General features: G+C 40.9%; 18 protein-coding genes and 1 pseudogene. 10 read left to right on the top strand and 9 right to left on the bottom strand.

Features of this window, described 5'->3' with window-relative positions:
- The first annotated feature begins 123 nt into the window (after positions 1–123).
- Complete coding sequence (locus DC53_RS17960; RefSeq protein WP_033028501.1) at positions 124–642, top strand: TetR/AcrR family transcriptional regulator; 519 nt, start codon at positions 124–126, stop codon at positions 640–642.
- A gap of 83 nt (positions 643–725) precedes the next feature.
- Here the strand turns inward: DC53_RS17960 and DC53_RS17965 are convergent, their stop codons facing one another.
- From DC53_RS17965 to DC53_RS0120320, 5 genes and pseudogenes are all read right to left on the bottom strand, one after another.
- Positions 726–2,195, bottom strand: coding sequence for a carbon starvation CstA family protein (locus DC53_RS17965; RefSeq protein WP_033028500.1), 1,470 nt, complete (start codon positions 2,193–2,195; stop codon positions 726–728).
- A 269-nt stretch (positions 2,196–2,464) separates the two neighbouring features.
- Entirely contained in the window at positions 2,465–3,382 is a 918-nt protein-coding gene (locus DC53_RS17970; RefSeq protein WP_007584308.1) for a carbohydrate kinase family protein, read from the bottom strand.
- A 2-nt stretch (positions 3,383–3,384) separates the two neighbouring features.
- The gene (locus tag DC53_RS17975; protein ID WP_033028499.1) at positions 3,385–4,908 is read right to left on the bottom strand and encodes a mannitol dehydrogenase family protein; all 1,524 of its coding nucleotides are present in this window, start codon (positions 4,906–4,908) and stop codon (positions 3,385–3,387) included.
- Positions 4,909–4,968: 60 nt separating this feature from the next.
- Positions 4,969–6,690 (bottom strand): purine-cytosine permease family protein, encoded by a 1,722-nt coding sequence (locus DC53_RS17980; protein WP_033028498.1) that lies wholly within the window; start codon positions 6,688–6,690, stop codon positions 4,969–4,971.
- Between the two features lie 367 nt (positions 6,691–7,057).
- Positions 7,058–7,731, bottom strand: a pseudogene (locus DC53_RS0120320) (HAD family hydrolase).
- Positions 7,732–8,158: 427 nt separating this feature from the next.
- Between DC53_RS0120320 and DC53_RS17985 the strand changes: the two are divergent.
- Entirely contained in the window at positions 8,159–9,685 is a 1,527-nt protein-coding gene (locus DC53_RS17985) for a catalase (protein WP_033028497.1), read from the top strand.
- A 99-nt stretch (positions 9,686–9,784) separates the two neighbouring features.
- On the top strand, positions 9,785–10,300 hold the full coding sequence (locus tag DC53_RS17990; RefSeq protein ID WP_033028513.1) for an ankyrin repeat domain-containing protein: 516 nt from the start codon (positions 9,785–9,787) through the stop codon (positions 10,298–10,300).
- Positions 10,301–10,356: 56 nt separating this feature from the next.
- Here DC53_RS17990 and yddG read toward each other — a convergent pair whose 3' ends face one another.
- Positions 10,357–11,277 (bottom strand): aromatic amino acid DMT transporter YddG, encoded by a 921-nt coding sequence (gene yddG, locus DC53_RS17995; protein ID WP_033028496.1) that lies wholly within the window; start codon positions 11,275–11,277, stop codon positions 10,357–10,359.
- 184 nt (positions 11,278–11,461) lie between these two features.
- Here yddG and DC53_RS18000 point away from each other — a divergent pair, with 184 nt between their 5' ends.
- The 7 genes from DC53_RS18000 to DC53_RS18030 all read left to right on the top strand — a co-directional run bounded on the left by DC53_RS18000 (position 11,462) and on the right by DC53_RS18030 (position 19,067).
- Positions 11,462–12,115 carry a TetR/AcrR family transcriptional regulator gene (locus DC53_RS18000; protein ID WP_004334664.1) on the top strand — a complete coding sequence of 218 codons (654 nt, stop codon included), beginning with the start codon at positions 11,462–11,464 and terminating at the stop codon, positions 12,113–12,115.
- A gap of 3 nt (positions 12,116–12,118) precedes the next feature.
- The gene (locus tag DC53_RS18005; RefSeq protein ID WP_033028495.1) at positions 12,119–12,601 is read left to right on the top strand and encodes a putative 4-hydroxy-4-methyl-2-oxoglutarate aldolase; all 483 of its coding nucleotides are present in this window, start codon (positions 12,119–12,121) and stop codon (positions 12,599–12,601) included.
- 337 nt (positions 12,602–12,938) lie between these two features.
- Complete coding sequence (locus DC53_RS18010; protein ID WP_033028494.1) at positions 12,939–14,144, top strand: amidase family protein; 1,206 nt, start codon at positions 12,939–12,941, stop codon at positions 14,142–14,144.
- Positions 14,141–15,724 (top strand): gamma-glutamyltransferase family protein, encoded by a 1,584-nt coding sequence (locus tag DC53_RS18015; RefSeq protein WP_033028493.1) that lies wholly within the window; start codon positions 14,141–14,143, stop codon positions 15,722–15,724. The genes DC53_RS18010 and DC53_RS18015 overlap by 4 nt, the downstream gene beginning before the upstream one ends.
- Positions 15,712–16,536: a sulfite exporter TauE/SafE family protein gene (locus DC53_RS18020; protein WP_033028492.1), complete on the top strand. Its 825-nt coding sequence runs from the start codon at positions 15,712–15,714 to the stop codon at positions 16,534–16,536. The genes DC53_RS18015 and DC53_RS18020 overlap by 13 nt, the downstream gene beginning before the upstream one ends.
- A 3-nt stretch (positions 16,537–16,539) precedes the next feature.
- Entirely contained in the window at positions 16,540–17,769 is a 1,230-nt protein-coding gene (locus DC53_RS18025) for a pyridoxal-phosphate-dependent aminotransferase family protein (protein WP_024596152.1), read from the top strand.
- Between the two features lie 14 nt (positions 17,770–17,783).
- The gene (locus tag DC53_RS18030) at positions 17,784–19,067 is read left to right on the top strand and encodes an allantoate amidohydrolase (protein ID WP_033028491.1); all 1,284 of its coding nucleotides are present in this window, start codon (positions 17,784–17,786) and stop codon (positions 19,065–19,067) included.
- Positions 19,068–19,194: 127 nt separating this feature from the next.
- Here DC53_RS18030 and DC53_RS18035 read toward each other — a convergent pair whose 3' ends face one another.
- From DC53_RS18035 to DC53_RS18045, 3 genes are read right to left on the bottom strand one after another with little or no spacing between them, the layout of a single operon-like run.
- A complete protein-coding gene (locus tag DC53_RS18035) occupies positions 19,195–19,497 on the bottom strand; it encodes a hypothetical protein (RefSeq protein ID WP_004334655.1) in 303 nt (100 codons plus the stop codon).
- Positions 19,498–19,541: 44 nt separating this feature from the next.
- Entirely contained in the window at positions 19,542–19,790 is a 249-nt protein-coding gene (locus DC53_RS18040) for a DUF1272 domain-containing protein (RefSeq protein WP_033028490.1), read from the bottom strand.
- Positions 19,784–20,146: a 2OG-Fe(II) oxygenase gene (locus DC53_RS18045; RefSeq protein ID WP_033028489.1), complete on the bottom strand. Its 363-nt coding sequence runs from the start codon at positions 20,144–20,146 to the stop codon at positions 19,784–19,786. Before DC53_RS18045 ends, DC53_RS18040 begins: the two co-directional genes overlap by 7 nt.
- Positions 20,147–20,276: the final 130 nt, after the last annotated feature.

The following is a 20,276-nucleotide window of genomic DNA, read 5'->3' as shown; positions in this document are numbered from 1 at the left end:
GAAAATTATGGCATGCAGTTGTTCTAAATGAATAATTTTTAACGCAGTTAGTAAGTTATTTAATGCGATAGAATGATCATGTTTTAATAAAATTGGTATTGCTACGGATAGGAAATATTAAAAATGAGTAAAAAAGAAGCTTTATTAAAAGCAGCTGAAAACAAGGTGCGCCTTGGCGGGTACAGTAATTTTAGTTTTAGAGAGCTAGCCTGCGAAGTCGGCATTAAAAGCGCCAGTGTGCACTATCACTTTCCAACTAAGGCCGATTTAGGTGCAGAGCTTGCTCATCAATATACTGATTCTTTTTTAGCTGCGTTAGGCGAGCCAAGCGAGCTTAAAGCAAGCGGTAAAAATCCTATTGATGTGTACACTCAGCTTTTTAGACGTGCATTAGTAACCGATAAAAAAATGTGTTTATGTGGGTTACTAGGAGCCGAAAGCGATAGCCTTCCAGATAAAGTACGCCTTGAAGTAAAACGCTTTTTTAATCAAAACCTAACATGGCTTAGCGCTGCACACTTAACTAATGGTGAGCCTAACCCCGCTCAAGCAGCTATTCAAACAGTGAGCCTGCTTGAGGGCGCTATGATGATAAGCAAAACGCTCGACGATAATAGTTACTTTGAACTTGCAACTCAGTAATACCTAAATTTAGTACACAAAAAAGCGAGCTATTCATTATCAATAGCTCGCTTTTTTAATGCTTGAAATAACTTATGTGATTATTAGACCGCTGTTGGTTTAACTTTATGCTTAGAGTGCACGATAGTTAATACAATTAAACCTATCACAGCGACTACAGCGCCAATAGGTTTACCTAAATCGCTTGATAAGTTAAGACCAATTGCTGCAGTGCCAATATATGAAATTGTTACCGCTGTTGCTATAACAGCAGGAACACTGGCAATCCAATGGAATGTGCCACGGTCAAACAAGTACTTAGTGGCAAGCCATAATACGCTTGTAGAAAGCAGCATGTTTGAAAATGCAAAGTAGCGCCAAATTAATGAGAAATCGAGCTTCGTCATAAAGTACGCAATTGTCAGTATAGGAACGGCCACTAGTAATCTGTTACGTATGCTTTGCGGAATATTAAACGCATCAACAACAGTTAAACGTAATGAGCGGAACGCTGTATCACCAGAAGTAATTGGGAATACGGCTACTGCAATAATTGCCATTATACCGCCAAATACACCTAAGTAACTGTTAGCTACATGGTTTACTACTAAGCCTGGACCACCTTGATCAAGCAATGCTTTTAAGCCTGCGTAACCCTCTGGGAACGCTGCAATACCAGCAAGTGCCCATACACAACCTACAATACCTTCACACATCATAGCGCCATAATAAACTGGACGTACGTATTTTTCGTTAGTTAAACAGCGCGCAATAATAGGCGCTTGAGTAGAGTGAAAACCACTAATAGCACCACAAGTAATTGTTATAAATAACAATGGCCATGTTGGTAATCCATCTGGGTTTGGCTCTAAAAAGTCATGTGCGTGATCAGCTTCAAAGTAAGCTAAAAAGTCACTTGGTACAGGTAAGTGCGGCGCATTAATAAGTAATGAAATAGCAATTGCCACTGTCATTACAATCATTAGCGCACCAAAAATTGGGTAAAACTTAGTAATGATTTTATCAATTGGTAGCAAGGTAGCTAAAAAGTAATACGCTAAAATAGCGAGTACCCAAAAGGTATTATTTGCCAGTATTGTACCTTCAAAAAAATCAAGGTTACTTAGCAAACCTGCAGGGCTCATAATAAATACTACACCTACAAAAAACAGTAGCATGGCAGTAAATACAAGCATAAAGCCTTTAAATACGACGTTGTAATAATGGCCTGCGATTTCTGGTAGGCTTTTACCGTCTTCTTTTATACTCATTACACCTGAGAAGAAGTCGTGTACAGCGCCACCTAAAACATTACCAAGTACAATCCATACTAGTGCAACTGGTCCGTATAAAGCACCTAAAATTGGGCCAAATATTGGACCTACGCCAGCAATGTTTAAAAACTGAATTAAAAATGCTCTTACAGGGTGAATAGCGACGTAATCAACACCTTCGCTAAAGCGTTTTTGTGGTGTGTCAGCAGTTGAATCCAAACCGGCTTGTTTTTCAACAAATGGGCTGTAAAACTTATAGCCCAGTATTAAAATAGTGAGGCAGATAAAAAAGATGATCATAAAGCACGTTTCTCTTTTTGTATTTGTATTATAGAGCGCATTGTGTGTCGCCCCGCCTTTTCAATCCGTGAATAATCGACGAACAATAACAAAGCTTCAACCCTCAAACAATAAGACGTTTAGCTAATACAATAATCGATATAAGCCACTATTTACGCAACCTGCACACTTAACGTTCAACATTGAATATTTATTACACGCGTCTTATTTTGGGCACAAAAAAAGCGGTTAAACTTTTACGTTATAACCGCTTTCACACACAATGTTTTTTAAAGTGGGTTCATAAACTCACTAATTTGTTGATGCGTTAAAGTAGGTGTTGCGCCAGAACTTTCGGCGACCATTGCTCCAACGGCACATGCAAAGTCAACGGCATATTGCGCGTCGTCGTTGCTACAAAGCTGATAAATTAACGAACCTAAAAACGAGTCCCCTGCGCCAACAGTGTCAATTACGCTAATTAAATAACCTGAATTATAAAAATTCTCGCCTTTGATTGTTAATAAAGCACCGTGGCTGCCTTTGGTTACACATAAGTAATCGGTATTTGTTTGCTGTGCTATAAACGCTAAATTTTGTTCAAGCGAATGAAACTTACAACCCATCGCTTTTGCAATTTCGTATAGCTCTTCATCGTTTAACTTAATAAAGTCTGCTTTATTCATTAAATCTACAAGTGTTTCTAGCTTGTAATGCGGTGCACGTAGATTTACGTCAAATACTTTAAAGTTTGCTACATCAACGAGTTGATTTAACGTAGCTAAAGACGCTTCGCTTCGCCCAATTAGGCTGCCAAATACAAATACATCGCTACTTTTAACTTTACTAAGCAACTCATCGGTAAGCGCTATATTATCCCACGCAGTGTCTGCCACTATTTCATAACTTGCAGAGCCACCACTGTCGAGCGTTACCTCAACCGTGCTAGTTTTTTTGTCACTATTAATAGCAATGTATTCGCAGCTTACGCCTTTGCTAGTAATTTCGCCTAGTAACTCAGCGCCTAACTCGTCGTTACCAACAGCGCTGATCATATCGGCTTTAATCCCTAGTGAGTTAATACGCACACACATATTAAGTGGCGCGCCACCTAGGCGTTTACCTGAATCAAAACAATCCCACAGCACTTCGCCAAAGCAGCTAACACTTACGTTTTCGCCTGATTTATGATTAATTAAAATGCTCATAATTAGTTACTCTTTTGATCAAGTACAGCCTGCATAATGGCTTTAATTTTACTATTAGGTGCATACAACGCAGCAATCGACTTTTTATATTCAGCAGTAAACGTTTCGTTATGCTCAAGCTTACCAAACAAGCTCGTTAACTTTAAAAATGCAATTGGGCTAGTTTGAGTCTCTTGCGCGTAAGAATTAAGCTCTTTGTGCAACGCATCTTGAATTTCAAGCTTTTCGCCGTTTTCACTTAAACCCTTATCGCTGTATAAGCACCAAGTAGCAATAACAAGCGTTGCCAGTGATACATCTCGACCTTGTACTAGGTTTTCGTTAATTGTGGCAATTAAAAACTTAGGCAGTTTAGCTGAGCTTTCACTACAGATACGCGCTAGGCTGTCTTTAATATTAGGATTAGCAAAACGCTCTATTAACGTATCTTTGTAGCTTTCAAGGTCAATGCCTTCAAGTGGTTCAAGATTTGGCGTTACTTCTTTATCCATAAAAGCACGTAGGTATGTGGCAAATAATTCATCCGATACCGTTTCGTCAATAGTGCCATAGCCATGGATTGAACCTAATAAACCAAGCACAGAATGCCCTGCATTAAGTAAACGTATTTTCATGGTTTCATAAGGCGTTACATCAGTAACAAACTGAGCACCAACAACATCCCAACTTGGACGACCATCACTAAATGTGTCCTCTATTACCCATTGTGTAAACGACTCACAGGTAATTGGCCACTCGTCGCTAACACCATATGCATCAACCACGTAATCAATATCACTCTTTTTAGATACCGGTGTAATACGGTCAACCATCGCATTTGGAAACGATACGTTTTGCTCAATCCACTCACTTAGGTTTTTGTCTTGCTCTGTAGCAAAGGCTAAAAGCATTTTGCGTGTTACGTTACCGTTGTGCTGAATGTTATCGCACGACTGTACTGTAAACGCGCCTAGGCCTTGCTCTTTACGCAATTTTAACGCAGCAGTAATGTAGCCAAACGCTGTAATTGGGTCGTTTGGGTTATTAATGTCGTTAATAATATCTGGATTACTGGTGTCAAACTCGCCCGTTGCAGGGTTAAAGTTGTAACCGCCTTCGGTAATAGTAAGCGACACAATTTTAGTATCGCTGTGCGCTAGCTTATTAATTACCGCTTGTTTGTCCTCTGGAGCAAACAAAAAGTCGATCATTGAGCCAATTACTTTGTTATCTATTTTACCGTCTGGGTGTCTAACAGTAAGCGTATAAAGGTAATCTTGCTGCTTTAAAATATCACGCAGACCACGGTTACCCTCTAAAAGGCCAACACCACATATACCCCATTGCTCAGAGCCTGGGGTTTTTAAAAGCTCGTTAACATACACGGCTTGATGAGCACGATGAAAACCGCCCACACCAATATGTACAATACCGATTTTAACTGCACTACGGTCGTAGGTTGGTGTATCAACATGGCTTGGTAATTGAGCCAAGCTTTGTTGGTTTAGCCCTGTAACTAGAGCGTCAGTGTGTTGATGTTGCGTCATGGTGCGACCTTACTAAACAAAGATAAAATATAAATTACGATACTGTATTACGATAAGTAATTACGATGCTGTATTGAGTACTTTATGGCGTTTTAACGACCAGTACGCAGTAACAAAATAAATAACAGTACAAATAAAACAGGCTATTTCGAACTGCGATTTATTAGCGCTGTACATATTCATTGTTTCACTGAAAAACATCACTTGGCTGGCAAATATAAAAATAATAACCAATGAAACCGTAGAAACCGCGTTAAGTACTTTTGTAAATACAGAGCTGTCAATTACTGGCTTTGGAATGTCTTTAGCCTCAGCAGCTTGATATTCTTTAATATCACGTTGCTCTTGCTTTTCTGCTGCTATTTCTTGTGTGTAATCGTCACCAGCGCCGTATTTTTTAGCTAAAAGCGTGTAAACAACAATGGTGAAAATCCATGTAGGAATAAACAAGTAGTAAAACGACATTACATCAATTGCGTTTAAGCCAAAGCCAAACACAAGTGCTAACGCCCAAGATGCTATAGCCGGTACGCTGCGGGTAATATTTTTATATTTAGCCCAGTAACGTGTTAGGCCAATTTTAGGAAATAGCACATGCTCAGCAAACACAATGCCGCCTACTGGTACAACTAATAAGCCTGCGTAGGTAAGTAGCGGAAGCATTTGAGAAAATACAAATGGGAAACACGCAATAATTACGGTTACAACACCTACAATAGCGGTGGTGCGTTCACGTGATTGATTAACAAATATAGATTGTGCTGCAAGGCCTGCACGGTAAAGGTTTGCGTTAGCTGTAGTCCAACCGGCAATAATTACAATAACAAAACCAGTCCAACCTAATGCATGGTATGCAACATCGCCCGGATCAAGTGATGAAATAGTTGTTTTAAGTAATACCGCAACACCTGCGCCCATAATACCGGCAGAGATCCACGCTAAGTAATGACCAAAAAACATGCCCACACCAGAAAAAAAGCCATAGCTTTTGCGTTTAGCAAATCTAAAAATAGCCATGTCGATTAAACCAAAATGAGTAATTGAGTTAGCAGCCCATGCAAAGCCAATCACTTCTAATAGGCCAATGCCCTTTTCACCATCGGCGTTGGTGCCTGTCCATATGGAGGAGTCGCCTATGGTCATAAAGTCGCTAAAGCTACTTAAAGAGGTAGAACCTAATACATGATTTGAAAGCTCAGGGAATAACGCGAACGAGCCTGCAATAAATATAACAAATAGCCACGGCGCACACAGCTTTGAAAAGTCAGCAACCGTAGAAAAGCCATACATCGCAACAAATACAACAATAGATCCAACAGCTAAAACAATGGCTACAAACCAAAAGCTATTTGGATACCAATCAAGTTGCGCAGGTATATCAAACAAAAACCGCACGGCGGTGGAGGATACCGTGATCATAGCGGCCGATATAACACTAAAAATAACCACGTTAGCCCAGTTATAGAGCTTGGTCATTGAGTTACCAGCAATTTTGTTTAAGTAGTTATATAAACTTAAGCGGGTTTCTACTGCAATGGGTGCAGTAATTAGCCACCAAGAACACATTGCTAACAGGTTACCTATTAATAAACCAAGTAGAATATCGATGGTTGAAGCGCCTAATGCAACAAACGTTGCACCAATAACAAATTCAGTAGCCGCAACATGTTCGCCAGCATATAGCCCTGCAAAATGTTTCCAGCCGTGAAGCTTATTATTAGCAACAGGAAGTTGCTCTTCGTTTACATCTTTAAATGTTTGTGTGTGTGGACTCGTTGCCATGGTATTTCCTATTGTTAACAGCAAAATATTTGATACCAATCTGCATAACTATTTGAATAATTTAACGAGTTAAATTACCCCATAACGTCGTTAAAAATTTTATATTTAGAACAACTAGATATAAAAATTTTTGCCTAGTTACAGTGCAATTTTCTTATCGTTAAATAAACCCCATATTCAAGCAGATTGGTATAGTACCTAAATACTTTGCCTTTTATAATTTGGCTTATAAACGCATGATGTTTTGCCATGTTTTGTTTTTAGTAAAGCAAAACCATCTAAATTTATATTTTGCGTTTGCTTGCCTGTCAGTGTGTAAGGCGAGCAAATCGCGTTTAAAACTTTGTGTATTTAAAAAGCTGCGTGTTTACTGCTTTTTAAGTTCAGGGTATGCACTAAAAAAATCTTGCCAATGCGTTAAATGATCAACATTTGGGTAAGCACTGTGTACATGATTAACAGAGCCTTGCATATGTGCCCACCGCTGTAATGCAGTACTTGCATATTGGCGTCAATTCCTGCGTTTACGCCGGCTTTACTGTCTTCAATTACTAAGCAATGCTCTGGCTTTACACCCATTTGTTTAGCTGCATGTAAAAATAAATCGGGGGCTGGTTTGCCACGCTTAACTTCGCTGCTGGTAAAAACCGTATCGCTAAAGTACTTACTTAAGCTCACTACGCTCAACGCTTTTGCGGTGCGTGCTAGGCTGCTGCTAGTAGCTATACAAATAGGCACAGCTAAATTGTTAAGTACGTCTTTTATACCGTCAGTCGTGATTAGTCCGGTTTCAAATTCGTTTAACAGTGCCTCGCGGTAGTCACCTTCAAAGCTTTCAGGAAGAGTGACATTAAATGCATCCGCTATTTTTTGGCTTACTGTTTTAAAGTTGCACCCTAAAAAGTGTTGCTGTACATAAGCGCGGTCAATCTCAACGCCTTTTTCAACAAGCATATTAATGAGTACGTGTGCGCTTAAAATTTCGCTATCAATAACAACGCCATCACAATCAAATATCACTAGCTCAATATTAGTATTCATCTTGTCACCTTATTCAAACTGTTTAATTTAGCTAATTTAAGCATAACGAGTTAAGCGCGATTAATATTGTGCAACTTTTTAGTACAACCCAATCTTGGGCATAAGCCCACAGATTGAGCATATTCCCTTTATTGCGCGAATATGTCAACACACTGTAAGTATAAAACGCACCAGCTTGGTGAAAATACCGCCAGATAAAACTAAAAACCTTTGTATTTAATAAATTTTATAAAAGCATATTGCGACTAAGGTCGTAGTAAAAAAATTACATTAATGTAAAAAGTGTATCTGCAAATTCATTTCATCTATTTTACAAATCACATCAATCTAATTAATCAGTTTTACCGAAGTTAATAAAATTAATACTATCGTTAACAGATTAACAGCCAGCACCACTGCCGGCACTTTTAAATAGATGAGGTCGACAATGAATACTCAAATAAACAAAACAAAATTAACACTCACTGCACTGGCACTTGCAATAGCATTACCGGCAAGCGCAGCAACACCTCTTACTAAAGATAACGGCGCAGCTGTTGGCGACAACCAAAATTCAATTACTGCTGGCGAACGTGGCAGTGTATTACTAGAAGACGTGCAACTAATTCAAAAACTGCAACGCTTTGCACGTGAGCGTATTCCAGAGCGTGTTGTGCATGCTCGTGGTACTGGCGCACACGGTGTGTTTGTAGCATCAAAAGAGCTAGATGATTTAACAATTGCAGCACCGTTTGCACAAGCAGGTAAAGAAACAGACGTATTTGTTCGCTTTTCCTCAGTAATTCACTCAAAAGGCAGCCCAGAAACACTGCGCGATCCACGTGGCTTTGCAACTAAGTTTTACACAGACCAAGGTAACTGGGATTTAGTAGGTAATAATTTACCTGTGTTCTTTATTCGCGATGCAATCAAATTTCCAGACATGGTTCACTCTTTAAAACCATCTCCGGTTGATAACATTCAAGATCCTAATCGCTTTTTTGATTTTTTCTCGCATGAACCAGCTTCTACACAAATGCTAACGTGGGTTTACAGTGACTACGGTACACCAGCAAGTCTTCGTAAAATGGACGGTTGGGGTGTACATGCATACAAAATGATTAATAAATCGGGCGATGTTAAATACGTTAAGTTTCATTGGGTAAGCCAACAAGGTATTGATAACCTTGACGCAAAAGAAGTAGCTAAAGTGCAAAGCCAAGACTTCCAACACTTAACACGCGACCTATACAGCGAAATTGGTAAAGGTAACTTCCCTAAATGGGATCTATACATTAAAACGCTTGATCCGTCGCAGCTTGATGACTTTGATTACAACCCATTAGATGCAACAAAAATGTGGTTAGACATTAAAGAAACTAAAGTAGGAACAATGACCTTAAACCGCATGCCAACTAACTTCTTCCAATCTACAGAACAAGTAGCAATGGCACCGGCAAACATTATTCCAGGTATTGAGCCATCAGAAGACCGTTTATTACAAGGTCGTATGTTTTCTTACGCTGATACACAAATGTACCGCCTAGGTGCTAACCACCAGCAATTGCCAATTAACCGTGCAAAAGTTGAAGTGGTGAACTACAACCAAGACGGCGCAATGAATATTGGTAACACTACAAGCAATGTGAACTACCAGCCAAGCCAAGAAAACGTAGCTGAAAACCCAATTGCACGTAGAAGTAACACAGAGCTAAAAGGCTTTGTACAACAAGCCGCGATTAAAAAGCAGCAAAACTTCGCGCAAGCAGGTGTTATATACCGTGGTTTTAGCAAGCAAGAACGTACAAACCTAATTAATAACCTAGCTGGCGATTTAGGCAAAGTGCAAAACAGCAGTGTTAAACACAAAATGCTTAGCCACTTTTACAAAGCAGACAGTGAGTACGGTACACGCTTAACTAAAGCTGTAAAAGGCGATATTAAAATGGTTAAACAACTAGCCGCTAACTTATAAGCAACTAGTTAAAAGCAATTAGTCCCAACTAAATAGCTATTTAAACCACAACCATGAGGAAGGAATAAACCCCTTCCTCTTTTATAAGAGGCAATGGTTATGCGTAATTTATTAATTATAGTCGCTCTACTACTGAGCTTTACCAGTAGCGTTTACGCTCAAAATACATCAGATACACAAACACCCAGTACGCAAGTTGAAACCCAACATTCTGCAAAAACTCAATACGATAGCTTATTTGCTTATTACTTTGCCGCAGCACGCACAAACGACACAGCTGTAATAGAGCAATTTGTAGATGCCGGTATTCCTATCGACAGCTACAACAATAAAGGCTATACCGCGTTAATGATTGCCACTTATCATGGCAATAAAAACACGGTTAACACGCTTTTGCACTTAGGTGCCAATGCCTGTTTAGAAGATAACCGTGGCAACACAGCGCTAATGGCCGCTATTTTTAGAGGTGAATTTAGTATCGCTAAAACGCTCGTATCACTTGATTGCGATAACGCGCATCAAAACAAAGCCGGTCAAACAGCCGAGCAGTTTGCACAAACATTTGGTCAACAAAAAGTTATAGAGTTACTAGCAAAGGTAAATAATGCAAAATAATCTGCACGCAATAAAAAGCCCTAAAATAATAGGGCTTATTTTTAATAAAATTAGTCTTATGTTGCAGACGCTATTTGAGGTTGTTTAGGCTTTTCTCGCGTTACAAAGTAGCAAATTAGCGAGCCTACTGTTACCAGCACAACCCCCTGCCAAAACGAAGCACTCAGCGTAATAGATAAATACAACGCCGAAATAATAGTAGAAAACACCGGTGTAAAGTACGAAAGCGTGCCCAAAAGCATTAAGTTACCGCCAATAATAGCTTGATTCCACAGTGCATAACCGCTCCCCACGACTACACCAGCTAATAGCAATGTTATGCTTGAGCCCAGTGAAAACGTTAATGGCGCTTCATTACTAAAACCATATTGCGCCCACAAACTCATTGCCGTAACAGCAAAAAATAACGTAATGGCATTTTTACCATTACTCAGCTTTTGCGTTACTACGCAATAAATAGCCCATATAAACGCTGCAGCTAATGCCATTAAATAAGTAGCAGGATTATCAGCAAAGTTAGTAACAAGCGTATCGAGTGACATTTTTTGATCGCCCGTAATACACCAAGCAACGCCTAAAAAAGCAATGATCATGCTTGGGTAAACCCAGAAATTTACTTTTTTACGACCAATAATAATAGAGAGCAATATAGTCAGCGTGGGCCATAAATAATTAATAACCGCCATTTCCATTGCCTGATGACGACTATTTGCCATACCAATAGAAAGCGCTAAACAAATTTCGTACGCTACAAATAATAAAGTACCTACTACCAAGTAACGTTTTGAAAACCCACTAAACTTGGGCACTCCCATAACCAAAATTAAAAATATAGCACTGACAGAATACATAGCCGCCGCACCACCTATGGGGCTAAACAACTCAGAAATATCCCGAAGTAATGCAACTAAGCAACTCCATAGTAATATTGCAGCGACTCCATAAAGCGTGTATTTATTTTTGCTTAAAAACTCCATATTAAACCTAAAGTACTACTCGTAAACTTGAAACTAAACTAAACTAACAGTAATTATTTAATTAAACAATCAAGGTTAATAGCTTAAACCTCTCGTTTGTTTTTAGCATTCACCCTTTTTAGTAATTGACCTTTTGGTCAGTAAAGCTACAATCAATCAATACGTTAAACACGCAAACTCTATAATGACCACACAAATAAAACCAAATAAAAAAGAAGTGACACGCGAGAAAAACCAAAAACTAATTTTAGATGCCGCCGAGCAATTGTTTTCGCAATTAGGTTACGACGGAGCAAGTATGAGCATGGTTGCTAAAGAAGCGCAGGTGCCAAAAGCTAATATTTTGTATTACTTTAAAAGTAAAGATGGTCTATACGAGTCTGTGATCGACCGCATAATAGCTAATTGGAACTTAGGGCTTGATAACGTCACAATTAACGACGATCCAGCTACCGTGCTTTATAACTATATTAAAAGCAAAGTAATACTGGCCGTAAATCAGCCAATGCAATCTCGCTTATTTGCCAGTGAAATACTGCGCGGTGCCCCTTATTTACAAAACTACTTTAGAACCAATACCCGCCCTTGGGTTAAACAAAAGGTTGATGTACTTCAAGCATGGATGGACGCAGATAAAATGGATAAGGTTGACCCCTACCATTTGCTCTTTACTATTTGGTCTACCACGCAATATTACGCCGACTTTCAGGCTGAGGTTTTACTCGTAATGAACAAATTAGAGTACGACGAAACCGATGTGGCACAAATTACGCAATCAATTGCCCACATAATTTTAAAAGGTATTGGTCTTAAAATACCTGAGCAAAGTGAGACTTAACCCATGACATCCTTTACTACACCCGATTTGTTTGACGATCATCGCGATAAAGTACAAGTAGCAGACAGCGGCCTTTATCACTTTGGTAAAAAAACCACGTTTTATGGCAAAGTAGTTACCGTTACCTGCCCAGAAGACAACTCTTTTGCCGCCGATATATTGCATGAAAATGGTAAAGGTAAAGTGTTAGTTATAAACGGATTTGCGAGCAAACGCTTTGCGTTTATAGGCGATATTATGGCTGAACGTGCCTTAAGTAATGGCTGGGAAGGCGTAATAATAAATGGCTGTTGCCGAGATATTGAAATACTTGCCACGATGAACTTACCTGTAATGGCGCTAGGCTCTACACCACGTAGTACCTTAAAGCGCGGCTTTGGTGATAAAAACCAAGCTATTACCATGCTTAGCACCACTATTGAACCTAACGATTGGGTTTACGCCGATATTAACGGTTTAATCATCAGTAAAACGCCCCTTATTTAGCACTCAAAACCATATAAATAAAGACCAATTTGGTGCATCTGCGCACCAAATTGGTTTGTTTTGGCTCATTTTAATCTCACTATTTCTATAGCCCACATTTACAAATCTCATATAACCCAACAAAACCTGACCAGTTGGACAGGATTTTAATTAATGGCATTCCTCTTGCTTAGGTTTTAAACAATATAATAAGCTAACCGATTAAAAAGCGGATCAGGCTCTGTAAAATAAAAACAAGATGTTACGCAGTGAGCTGAAAAATAATAAAAATTAATCCGTCTTTTTAATCACTCTAAATCTGAACTGCTTGGTCAGATTTTTTATAACGAGTGGTGATATGAGTACCAAAAATAATAATACGACCGGTATTTTTTGTGACCATGGTCCTACCCTGTGGCAAACAAACCAATCTGGTCTACTTGCAAACAATCGCTTAGCTGTAAAAGATGTATTTGCAGTAAAGGGCGAGCGTAACAGCGCAGGCAACCCACACTGGTTTAAAACAGCTAAACCGGCTCAAAATACGGCAAGCTCGGTTAATAAGCTCATGACCGCTGGTTGTAACTTTATAGGCTTTACCCATACTGACGAACTGGCTTATAGCTTAGAAGGTAATAATATACATTATGGCACTGCGCAAAATCCTAAATTAAAAGGGCATGCTTGCGGTGGTTCGAGTATGGGGTCTGCTGCTGCAGTTGCTGCAAACTTAGCTGATATTGGCTTAGGCACCGACACTGGCGGCTCAATTAGAATACCCGCCAGCTATTGTGGTTTATATGGCATAAGGCCAAGCCATAACGTGATTGAAAAAGACGGCCTAATACCGTTGGCTCCCCCTTTTGATACCATAGGTTGGCTTACCCAAAGCGCCGAGCTATTAAGCGATGTAGGTAATGTACTGCTACCAAATCAAGCTATTAATAACGTTGATACCTTAGTTATTTGTGAGCCGTTATTTGAACTCGTTGACCCTGTTTTACAAGCCCCACTTAAACAATTGCTTGAAAAAACCAAGCCTAATTTTAAGCACCATAAAGAATTTGAACTACCTAACAGCAGCTTATTAAATGAACTTGCGGATAGTTTTAGAGTACTGCAAGGGCGAGCAATCGCAAAAACGCATAAAGATTGGCTTCAATTGCCGGGGCAACTTCCCCAGTTTGCTCCAGCAATTGCGGCACGTTTTAATATGGCGCTTGCCCTAACTGATCAAGAAGAACAAGAAGCACTAAAAGTACAAACCCAATGGCAAACACTAATAGCTAAAAACCTAAATACAAACAGCTGTTTATTTTTGCCAACCACACCTACAACCGCACCTAAATTAGGCGCCGACACAAGCGCCTTACGCATGCAAATTATTACGCTTTCGGCAATTGCAGGGCTTAGTAGCTCAGCGCAAGTGCATTTACCGCTGGCTGATTTAGCAAATGATCATCTGTATGGTTTTTCATTAATGATGAGCCACGGTAACGATAAAAGCCTACTTGCTTGCGTTAAGCACCTAGCTGCACATTTTAAACAGGACACACCGGCATGACCACACACAATATTGCATTTACCGCGTCTCATTTTTCGGCCACTGAGGCGGGTATAAATATACTAAAACAAGGCGGTACAGCTACCGAGGCTATGGTCGCGGCTGCCGCTGCTATTAGCGTTGTATATCCACATATGAACTCAATTGGTGGCGACAGCTTTTGGCTTATCGATAACCCAAATCAAAAAACGCCCACAGCTATTGACGCCTGCGGCCGCGCTGCAACTAATACAACGGCGTATAACCCGCTCACGCAAATACCAGAGCGCGGCGGATTAAGCGCACTAACTCAAGCGGGCACAATACGCGGCTGGCAAAAAGCGCTTGAACTAGATGAGCATGCGGCACTACCACTGTCAAAAATTTTAGCACCCGCTATTGAGCTTGCGCGCGAGGGCTTTACCGTTACAAAAAGCTTGCAAGCAGGCTGCGAAAAACTAGCCGCTGCTAACAATACCAATGAGGCGTTTAAAAGCCTCTACATACCCAATGGTAACCCCTTGCAAGCAGGTCAACATTTTAAAAACCCTAAACTTGCAGCAACGTTTGAATACCTAGCAAAGCATGGTTTAAACGCATTTTATGAAGGCGCACTTGCCAACTCATTTGCCGCCGACTTAGCAAAAGCAGGCAGCTCAATTACCGCAGGTGACATTGCAAATACTAAAGCCGGGGTAGTTACTGCGCTAAATGCAAACCTCAGTGGTATTGATTGCTACAACTTACCCGCGCCAACACAAGGCGTGCATTCACTACAAATAATTGGTGCCGTAAATAAGTTAAAGCATTTAGCTAAAACCGATGCCGACTGGACACATTTAATTGTTGAGGCAACTAAACAAAGCTTTACCCATCGCCCTACCCTTTGGGCTGACCCTGAAGCATTAGGAGACGATTATAAAAACGCACTAACCGATAATCGCTTAGGCGAACTTGCTAACAATATTGATATGAGTAAAGCACAGCAGTGGCCATTTAACGCAGAGCCTGGCGATACTGTGTGGATGGCAGCCAGAGATAAAAACGGGCAATTAGTCAGCTTTATTCAAAGTATTTACTGGGAATTTGGCAGCGGAATATTAATGAGTGAAGGCGGCTTTGTGTGGAATAACCGTGGTTTAAGCTTTAGTTTAAACAATCAAGATACCAACGCCCTTGCTCCAAATAAAAAGCCGGCTCATACACTTAACCCAGCACTGGCAAAGTTTAGCGATGGTCGTCGACTTGCTTACGGAACAATGGGCGGAGAAGGGCAGCCACAAACCCAAGCCGCTGTTTTTGCAGGCTACGCATGGCGAAATAAATCAATAAAACAAGCGATTAGCGACCCTCGTTGGTTACTTGGACGTACATGGGGCGATACAAGTACAAATTTAAAAATTGAAAAAGGGTTAGTTTTTCATATAGAACATGAATTAAATCAACGTGACCACGATTGGGTAAGCGTTGATAATAATAACGAAATGATGGGGCACGCTGGGGCGATTTTAGATACACCTACAAGCCTTGAAGCTGCAACAGATCCTCGTTCAGATGGACGTGCAACAGTAACTACAGCAGGAACACAATGTCAGAAATAATAAACCAATGGCCAATAGTAGCGGCCTTAATAGCAACCGGTATTTTTGCCGGAATTTTAGCAGGACTTTTTGGTGTAGGCGGCGGTATTGTTATCGTCCCTGTGCTGTATTTTTTACTGCAAGGTTTTGGCGTAAGCCCAGAGTCGGCAATGATGATAGCCACCGCTACATCACTTGCAACCATAGTACCTACTTCGCTTTCATCTATTCGCTCGCATAATAGCAAAGGGAATATTGACCTTGCGCTAATAAAATACTGGGCACCATTTATTTTAGTTATGGCCGTTGTAGGCAGCTACTTAGCGCACTCAATACGCGGTAATGCACTGGTACTTATGTTTGCCTGTATTGCTATTTTAGTCAGTTTAAACATGTTATTTAGAGCCGGCGCACCCGCGCTTGTAAAACAACTGCCAGGTAAATTTGGTCAAGGCGTTATGGCAAGTATTGTAGGTGGTTTGTCGGTAATGATTGGCATAGGCGGCGGTACTATTGGCGTACCTATGCTAAACGCATTTAATGTACGCGCCCATGTTGCAGTAGGAACTGCGGCCGTTTTTGGTTTATTGATTGCGCTACCAGGTGTTATTACCTTATTAAGTATTGGCACAACGCCAACCGATGCTCCCCTAGGTACGTGGGGATTGGTTAACCTCCCTGCCTTTTTTCTTATTATTCCGCTAACTATTTTATTTGCGCCTATTGGCGTAAAAATTGGTAGCAAGCTGGATCAAAAACAACTAAAACGCGCCTTTGCCGTTGTATTAATGATAACCGGCATACGCATGCTTATTCAGACTCTGGGAGCCTAAAATATGTTTAATAACACGCAAGTTCAAACCTTAAACCCACCACAGCGTTTATTAATGGGGCCAGGCCCAATTAATGCCGACCCTCGTGTTTTACGTGCTATGTCGGCGCAGCTTATAGGCCAATACGACCCAGTAATGACCGGTTTTATGAACGAAACCATGGCACGTTACCGCGAAATTTTTAAAACTAAAAACGAATGGACCATGCTAATAGATGGCACATCGCGCGCAGGGATTGAAGCCGTGTTATGCTCAATTTTACGCCCAGGCGATAAAGTACTTGTGCCAATTATGGGGCGCTTTGGCCACCTACTTGCTGAAATAGCAGAACGCGTTGGCGCAAAGGTGCACACAATAGAAGTACCGTGGGGCGAAGTGTTTACGCCCGAACAAATCGAAAAAGCTATTGTTGATGTAAAACCCCATGTACTTGCTATGGTACAAGGCGATACATCCACCACCATGAACCAACCTCTTGAGCATATTGGCGATATTTGCCAAAAGCACGATGTACTATTTTATTGTGATGCTACCGCCTCTATTGTGGGTAACGAACTTCCTGCCGATGAGTGGAAACTCGATGCACTTTCGGTTGGTCTGCAAAAGTGTTTAGGCGGACCTTCTGGATCAGCGCCATTAACACTGAGCGACAAATGCGCTGATTGGATCCAAAAACGTAAAAAAGTAGAGGCGGGTATTCGTACAGCGGAGCATACCGACGGCACCGAGCCATTTGTACGCTCAAACTACTTTGATTTAGGCATGATCATGAATTACTGGGGGGAGGAGCGCCTTAACCACCACACCGAAGCCACCAGCATGCTGTATTGCGCCTCAGAATGTGCTCGCATTGTTATTGAAGAAGGCGTGGATAACTGCGTAGCGCGCCACAAATTACATGGCGATGCCATGCTAACAGGCATTCAAGCGCTCGGCTTAAATGTATTTGGTGATTTAACACATAAAATGAACAACGTACTGGGTGTGTATATACCCGAGGGCATTAATGCCGATCACGTACGCGGACAAATGCTAACCGATTTCGGAATAGAAATTGGCACCTCGTTTGGCCCATTGCATGGAAAAATTTGGCGTATTGGCACTATGGGCTACAACGCCCGAAAAGATGCTGTATTACAAACACTTGCAAGCTTAGACGCTTGCCTACATGCCAACGGTTACAAAGGCCCTAAAGGCGAAGCCGCCATTGCCGCCCTTGCTCACTATAAATAAAAAAAGGATTTAGCATGACGATTGTAAGCCCACAACACAGCCCTTTATTAGATAAAGAGCTTGCTGATGAATACGCAACACGCGCTTTATCTCGCTGTAAAACTCTCAGCGCACTATCGCAAATGCAAGGCGGTATTCACCGCGTGTACTTATCAAAAGAGCACAAAGAGTGTAACGCTGTTACTGCATCGTGGATGGTTGAGGCAGGCATGCAATCGTGGCAAGACGAAGTGGGCAACCTTTGGGGGCGGCTTAAATCATCAAACCCACATGCTAAACGTTTAATTATAGGATCGCACCTCGACACAGTACCAAACGCAGGTGCGTTTGATGGTATTTTAGGTGTACTACTGGGGATAGAAATTGCAGCGCTTGCACATAAGTTAAAGCTCGACCTGCCCTTTCATTTAGATGTAGTGGGCTTTTGCGATGAAGAAGGCACCCGCTTTGCCACAACTTTAATTGGCTCAAAAGCCCTCGCTAACGAATTTGACCCACAGTGGCTAAATATACAAGACACAAACGGCATAACTATGCGCCAAGCCATGCTGGACTTTGGTTTAAATCCCAACGACTATGCAAAGGCCGCACTAAACAAAAACGAATTACTAGGTTACTGGGAAACTCATATTGAACAAGGTCCTGTACTCGAATCGGTTAATCAGGCGTTAGGGGTTGTAACTGCAATCGCAGGAGCAAAGCGCGCCATGCTTACCCTAACAGGCCAAAGCGGTCATGCGGGTACAACCCCAATGAACTTGAGGCAGGATTCACTAGCAGGCTGCGCTGAATTAATAACCGAAATTGAAAAACTAGCAAGTAATGCTAAAAATGGCGAAGTTGCCACCGTAGGGAAAATACAGTCTCGCCCTGGGGCTACAAACGTGATTGCAGGCAAAACAACCATAAGCCTAGACGCACGCGCACAAAGCGACACCGATCTCGCTAACTTACTAAGCGCCATACAAAGCAGCGCACAATCTATAGCAAGCAAACGCAATTTAACGCTTGATTGGCAGTGGACGCATGCCGCCGATGCCGTAGCGTGCGACACCACTATCCAGCATTTGTTCTCAAGCGCATGTAAACTCAATAACCAAACATCACCTTCACTTGCCTCAGGCGCAGGGCACGATGCAATGGCAATCGCTCCAATTTGCCCCGTTGGCATGTTGTTTATACGCAGCCCTGGCGGTATAAGCCATCACCCAGCAGAAGCGGTTATCGACAGCGATGTAACAAAGGCACTAAGTGTAATGTACAGCGCGCTTTTACTTTATGTGAAAGAGTGTGAGTGATTTAAGGTAATCGAGTAAACCAAGTATATTAACTTGGTATGCTTAGGGGCTTAAACCTCCTCAAAGTCATTTGGAGGTTATTACTGAAGGCAGGTAAATGCAGAAATATACGTTATTTAAAGTAGCTTTATCGAGCTGCCCTTTGCTCTTTTAGGCTAAGGCGTTTATGTGAGCTATATACATGTTGAATGTTTGTACCATTAACCAAATATGCATCCATTTCGACGGTAATTAAACCCGATAATGGCTTGATTTCGAGAACACCCAACTCACCTAAATTTGCAGATAGTAAAGTATTATTCCTAATAGCTAACAAAGTTTTGTCAGTATCTCGTAAGTCACCATTCACATATAATTTAGCACCACTAAACCAAGTGTTAATTATTTTAACTTTGATTGACTTAATAGTAAATTCAAAGGATTTTCTCATCAGATCTCCATATTCAGAAAATGTAATTATTATACTTTGTGTTCTTATGTGTTTGGCGCACAACCACTTTCTTTTAATACCCGCTTAGTCGATGCTGGGTAATCTTTTAGTGCAGCCAAAGGGCGAATTGGCCGCTGAACCAAATTACCTGAGCAGTTTGGGCACACGTTATTTAATACCGTTTGAGCACAGCCAGAACAAAATGTGCATTCAAATGAACAAATAAAAGCCTCTGTGGACTGTGCAGGTAGATTCTTATCACAACATTCACAATTAGGTCTTAAATCTAGCATTTAGAGCCCCCTTTTATCCACCCAATGCTGAGTAAATATCTATTACCTTTTATAACTTTTGATACCTGATGCTCACTTACATCAGGGCGGAATAGCTTAACTCGCTTTGTTTCAAATATCGGATCACTGCAAATAAACTCACCACCTAAATCTGCTTTTTTAAGCACTATATTCAATCGATAGTGTTTACCAGATTCAACTTTGTCTGTGTGTGGTGCTATTTCACTTCCTTGTGGGAATTTAAGCAAATATGTATCAAATTTAATTGGCCACGTAGCACCACAAATCAACATTTTATCGTAGCCTGATTTTTGTCGGCCTCGCTCCCAACAACATAATTTACTCAAAAAAAACATACAATCCCTCAAAACAACTAACAAGCTGCAGGTTAACTCGTTTTTTTATTTTTATTGATAAACAAACCATAGCCGAGTTCATATTTTGATTCAATCGATTACTGTATTTTACGTGGGATATAAAAGGGAG

The organism is Pseudoalteromonas fuliginea (assembly GCF_000690055.1).
GTDB lineage: Bacteria > Pseudomonadota > Gammaproteobacteria > Enterobacterales > Alteromonadaceae > Pseudoalteromonas > Pseudoalteromonas fuliginea.
The sequence above is the reverse complement of the archived record's forward strand: the minus strand, read 5'-3'. Positions and strand labels throughout refer to the sequence as shown.

What these genes read in the sequence shown, in the direction of transcription:
- DC53_RS17960 (WP_033028501.1), top strand. Translation starts at nt 124, where the DNA reads ATGAGTAAAAAAGAAGCTTTATTAAAAGCAGCTGAAAACAAGGTGCGC.
- DC53_RS17965 (WP_033028500.1), bottom strand. Translation starts at nt 2,195, where the DNA reads ATGATCATCTTTTTTATCTGCCTCACTATTTTAATACTGGGCTATAAG.
- DC53_RS17970 (WP_007584308.1), bottom strand. Translation starts at nt 3,382, where the DNA reads ATGAGCATTTTAATTAATCATAAATCAGGCGAAAACGTAAGTGTTAGC.
- DC53_RS17975 (WP_033028499.1), bottom strand. Translation starts at nt 4,908, where the DNA reads ATGACGCAACATCAACACACTGACGCTCTAGTTACAGGGCTAAACCAA.
- DC53_RS17980 (WP_033028498.1), bottom strand. Translation starts at nt 6,690, where the DNA reads ATGGCAACGAGTCCACACACACAAACATTTAAAGATGTAAACGAAGAG.
- DC53_RS17985 (WP_033028497.1), top strand. Translation starts at nt 8,159, where the DNA reads ATGAATACTCAAATAAACAAAACAAAATTAACACTCACTGCACTGGCA.
- DC53_RS17990 (WP_033028513.1), top strand. Translation starts at nt 9,785, where the DNA reads ATGCGTAATTTATTAATTATAGTCGCTCTACTACTGAGCTTTACCAGT.
- yddG (WP_033028496.1), bottom strand. Translation starts at nt 11,277, where the DNA reads ATGGAGTTTTTAAGCAAAAATAAATACACGCTTTATGGAGTCGCTGCA.
- DC53_RS18000 (WP_004334664.1), top strand. Translation starts at nt 11,462, where the DNA reads ATGACCACACAAATAAAACCAAATAAAAAAGAAGTGACACGCGAGAAA.
- DC53_RS18005 (WP_033028495.1), top strand. Translation starts at nt 12,119, where the DNA reads ATGACATCCTTTACTACACCCGATTTGTTTGACGATCATCGCGATAAA.
- DC53_RS18010 (WP_033028494.1), top strand. Translation starts at nt 12,939, where the DNA reads ATGAGTACCAAAAATAATAATACGACCGGTATTTTTTGTGACCATGGT.
- DC53_RS18015 (WP_033028493.1), top strand. Translation starts at nt 14,141, where the DNA reads ATGACCACACACAATATTGCATTTACCGCGTCTCATTTTTCGGCCACT.
- DC53_RS18020 (WP_033028492.1), top strand. Translation starts at nt 15,712, where the DNA reads ATGTCAGAAATAATAAACCAATGGCCAATAGTAGCGGCCTTAATAGCA.
- DC53_RS18025 (WP_024596152.1), top strand. Translation starts at nt 16,540, where the DNA reads ATGTTTAATAACACGCAAGTTCAAACCTTAAACCCACCACAGCGTTTA.
- DC53_RS18030 (WP_033028491.1), top strand. Translation starts at nt 17,784, where the DNA reads ATGACGATTGTAAGCCCACAACACAGCCCTTTATTAGATAAAGAGCTT.
- DC53_RS18035 (WP_004334655.1), bottom strand. Translation starts at nt 19,497, where the DNA reads ATGAGAAAATCCTTTGAATTTACTATTAAGTCAATCAAAGTTAAAATA.
- DC53_RS18040 (WP_033028490.1), bottom strand. Translation starts at nt 19,790, where the DNA reads ATGCTAGATTTAAGACCTAATTGTGAATGTTGTGATAAGAATCTACCT.
- DC53_RS18045 (WP_033028489.1), bottom strand. Translation starts at nt 20,146, where the DNA reads ATGTTTTTTTTGAGTAAATTATGTTGTTGGGAGCGAGGCCGACAAAAA.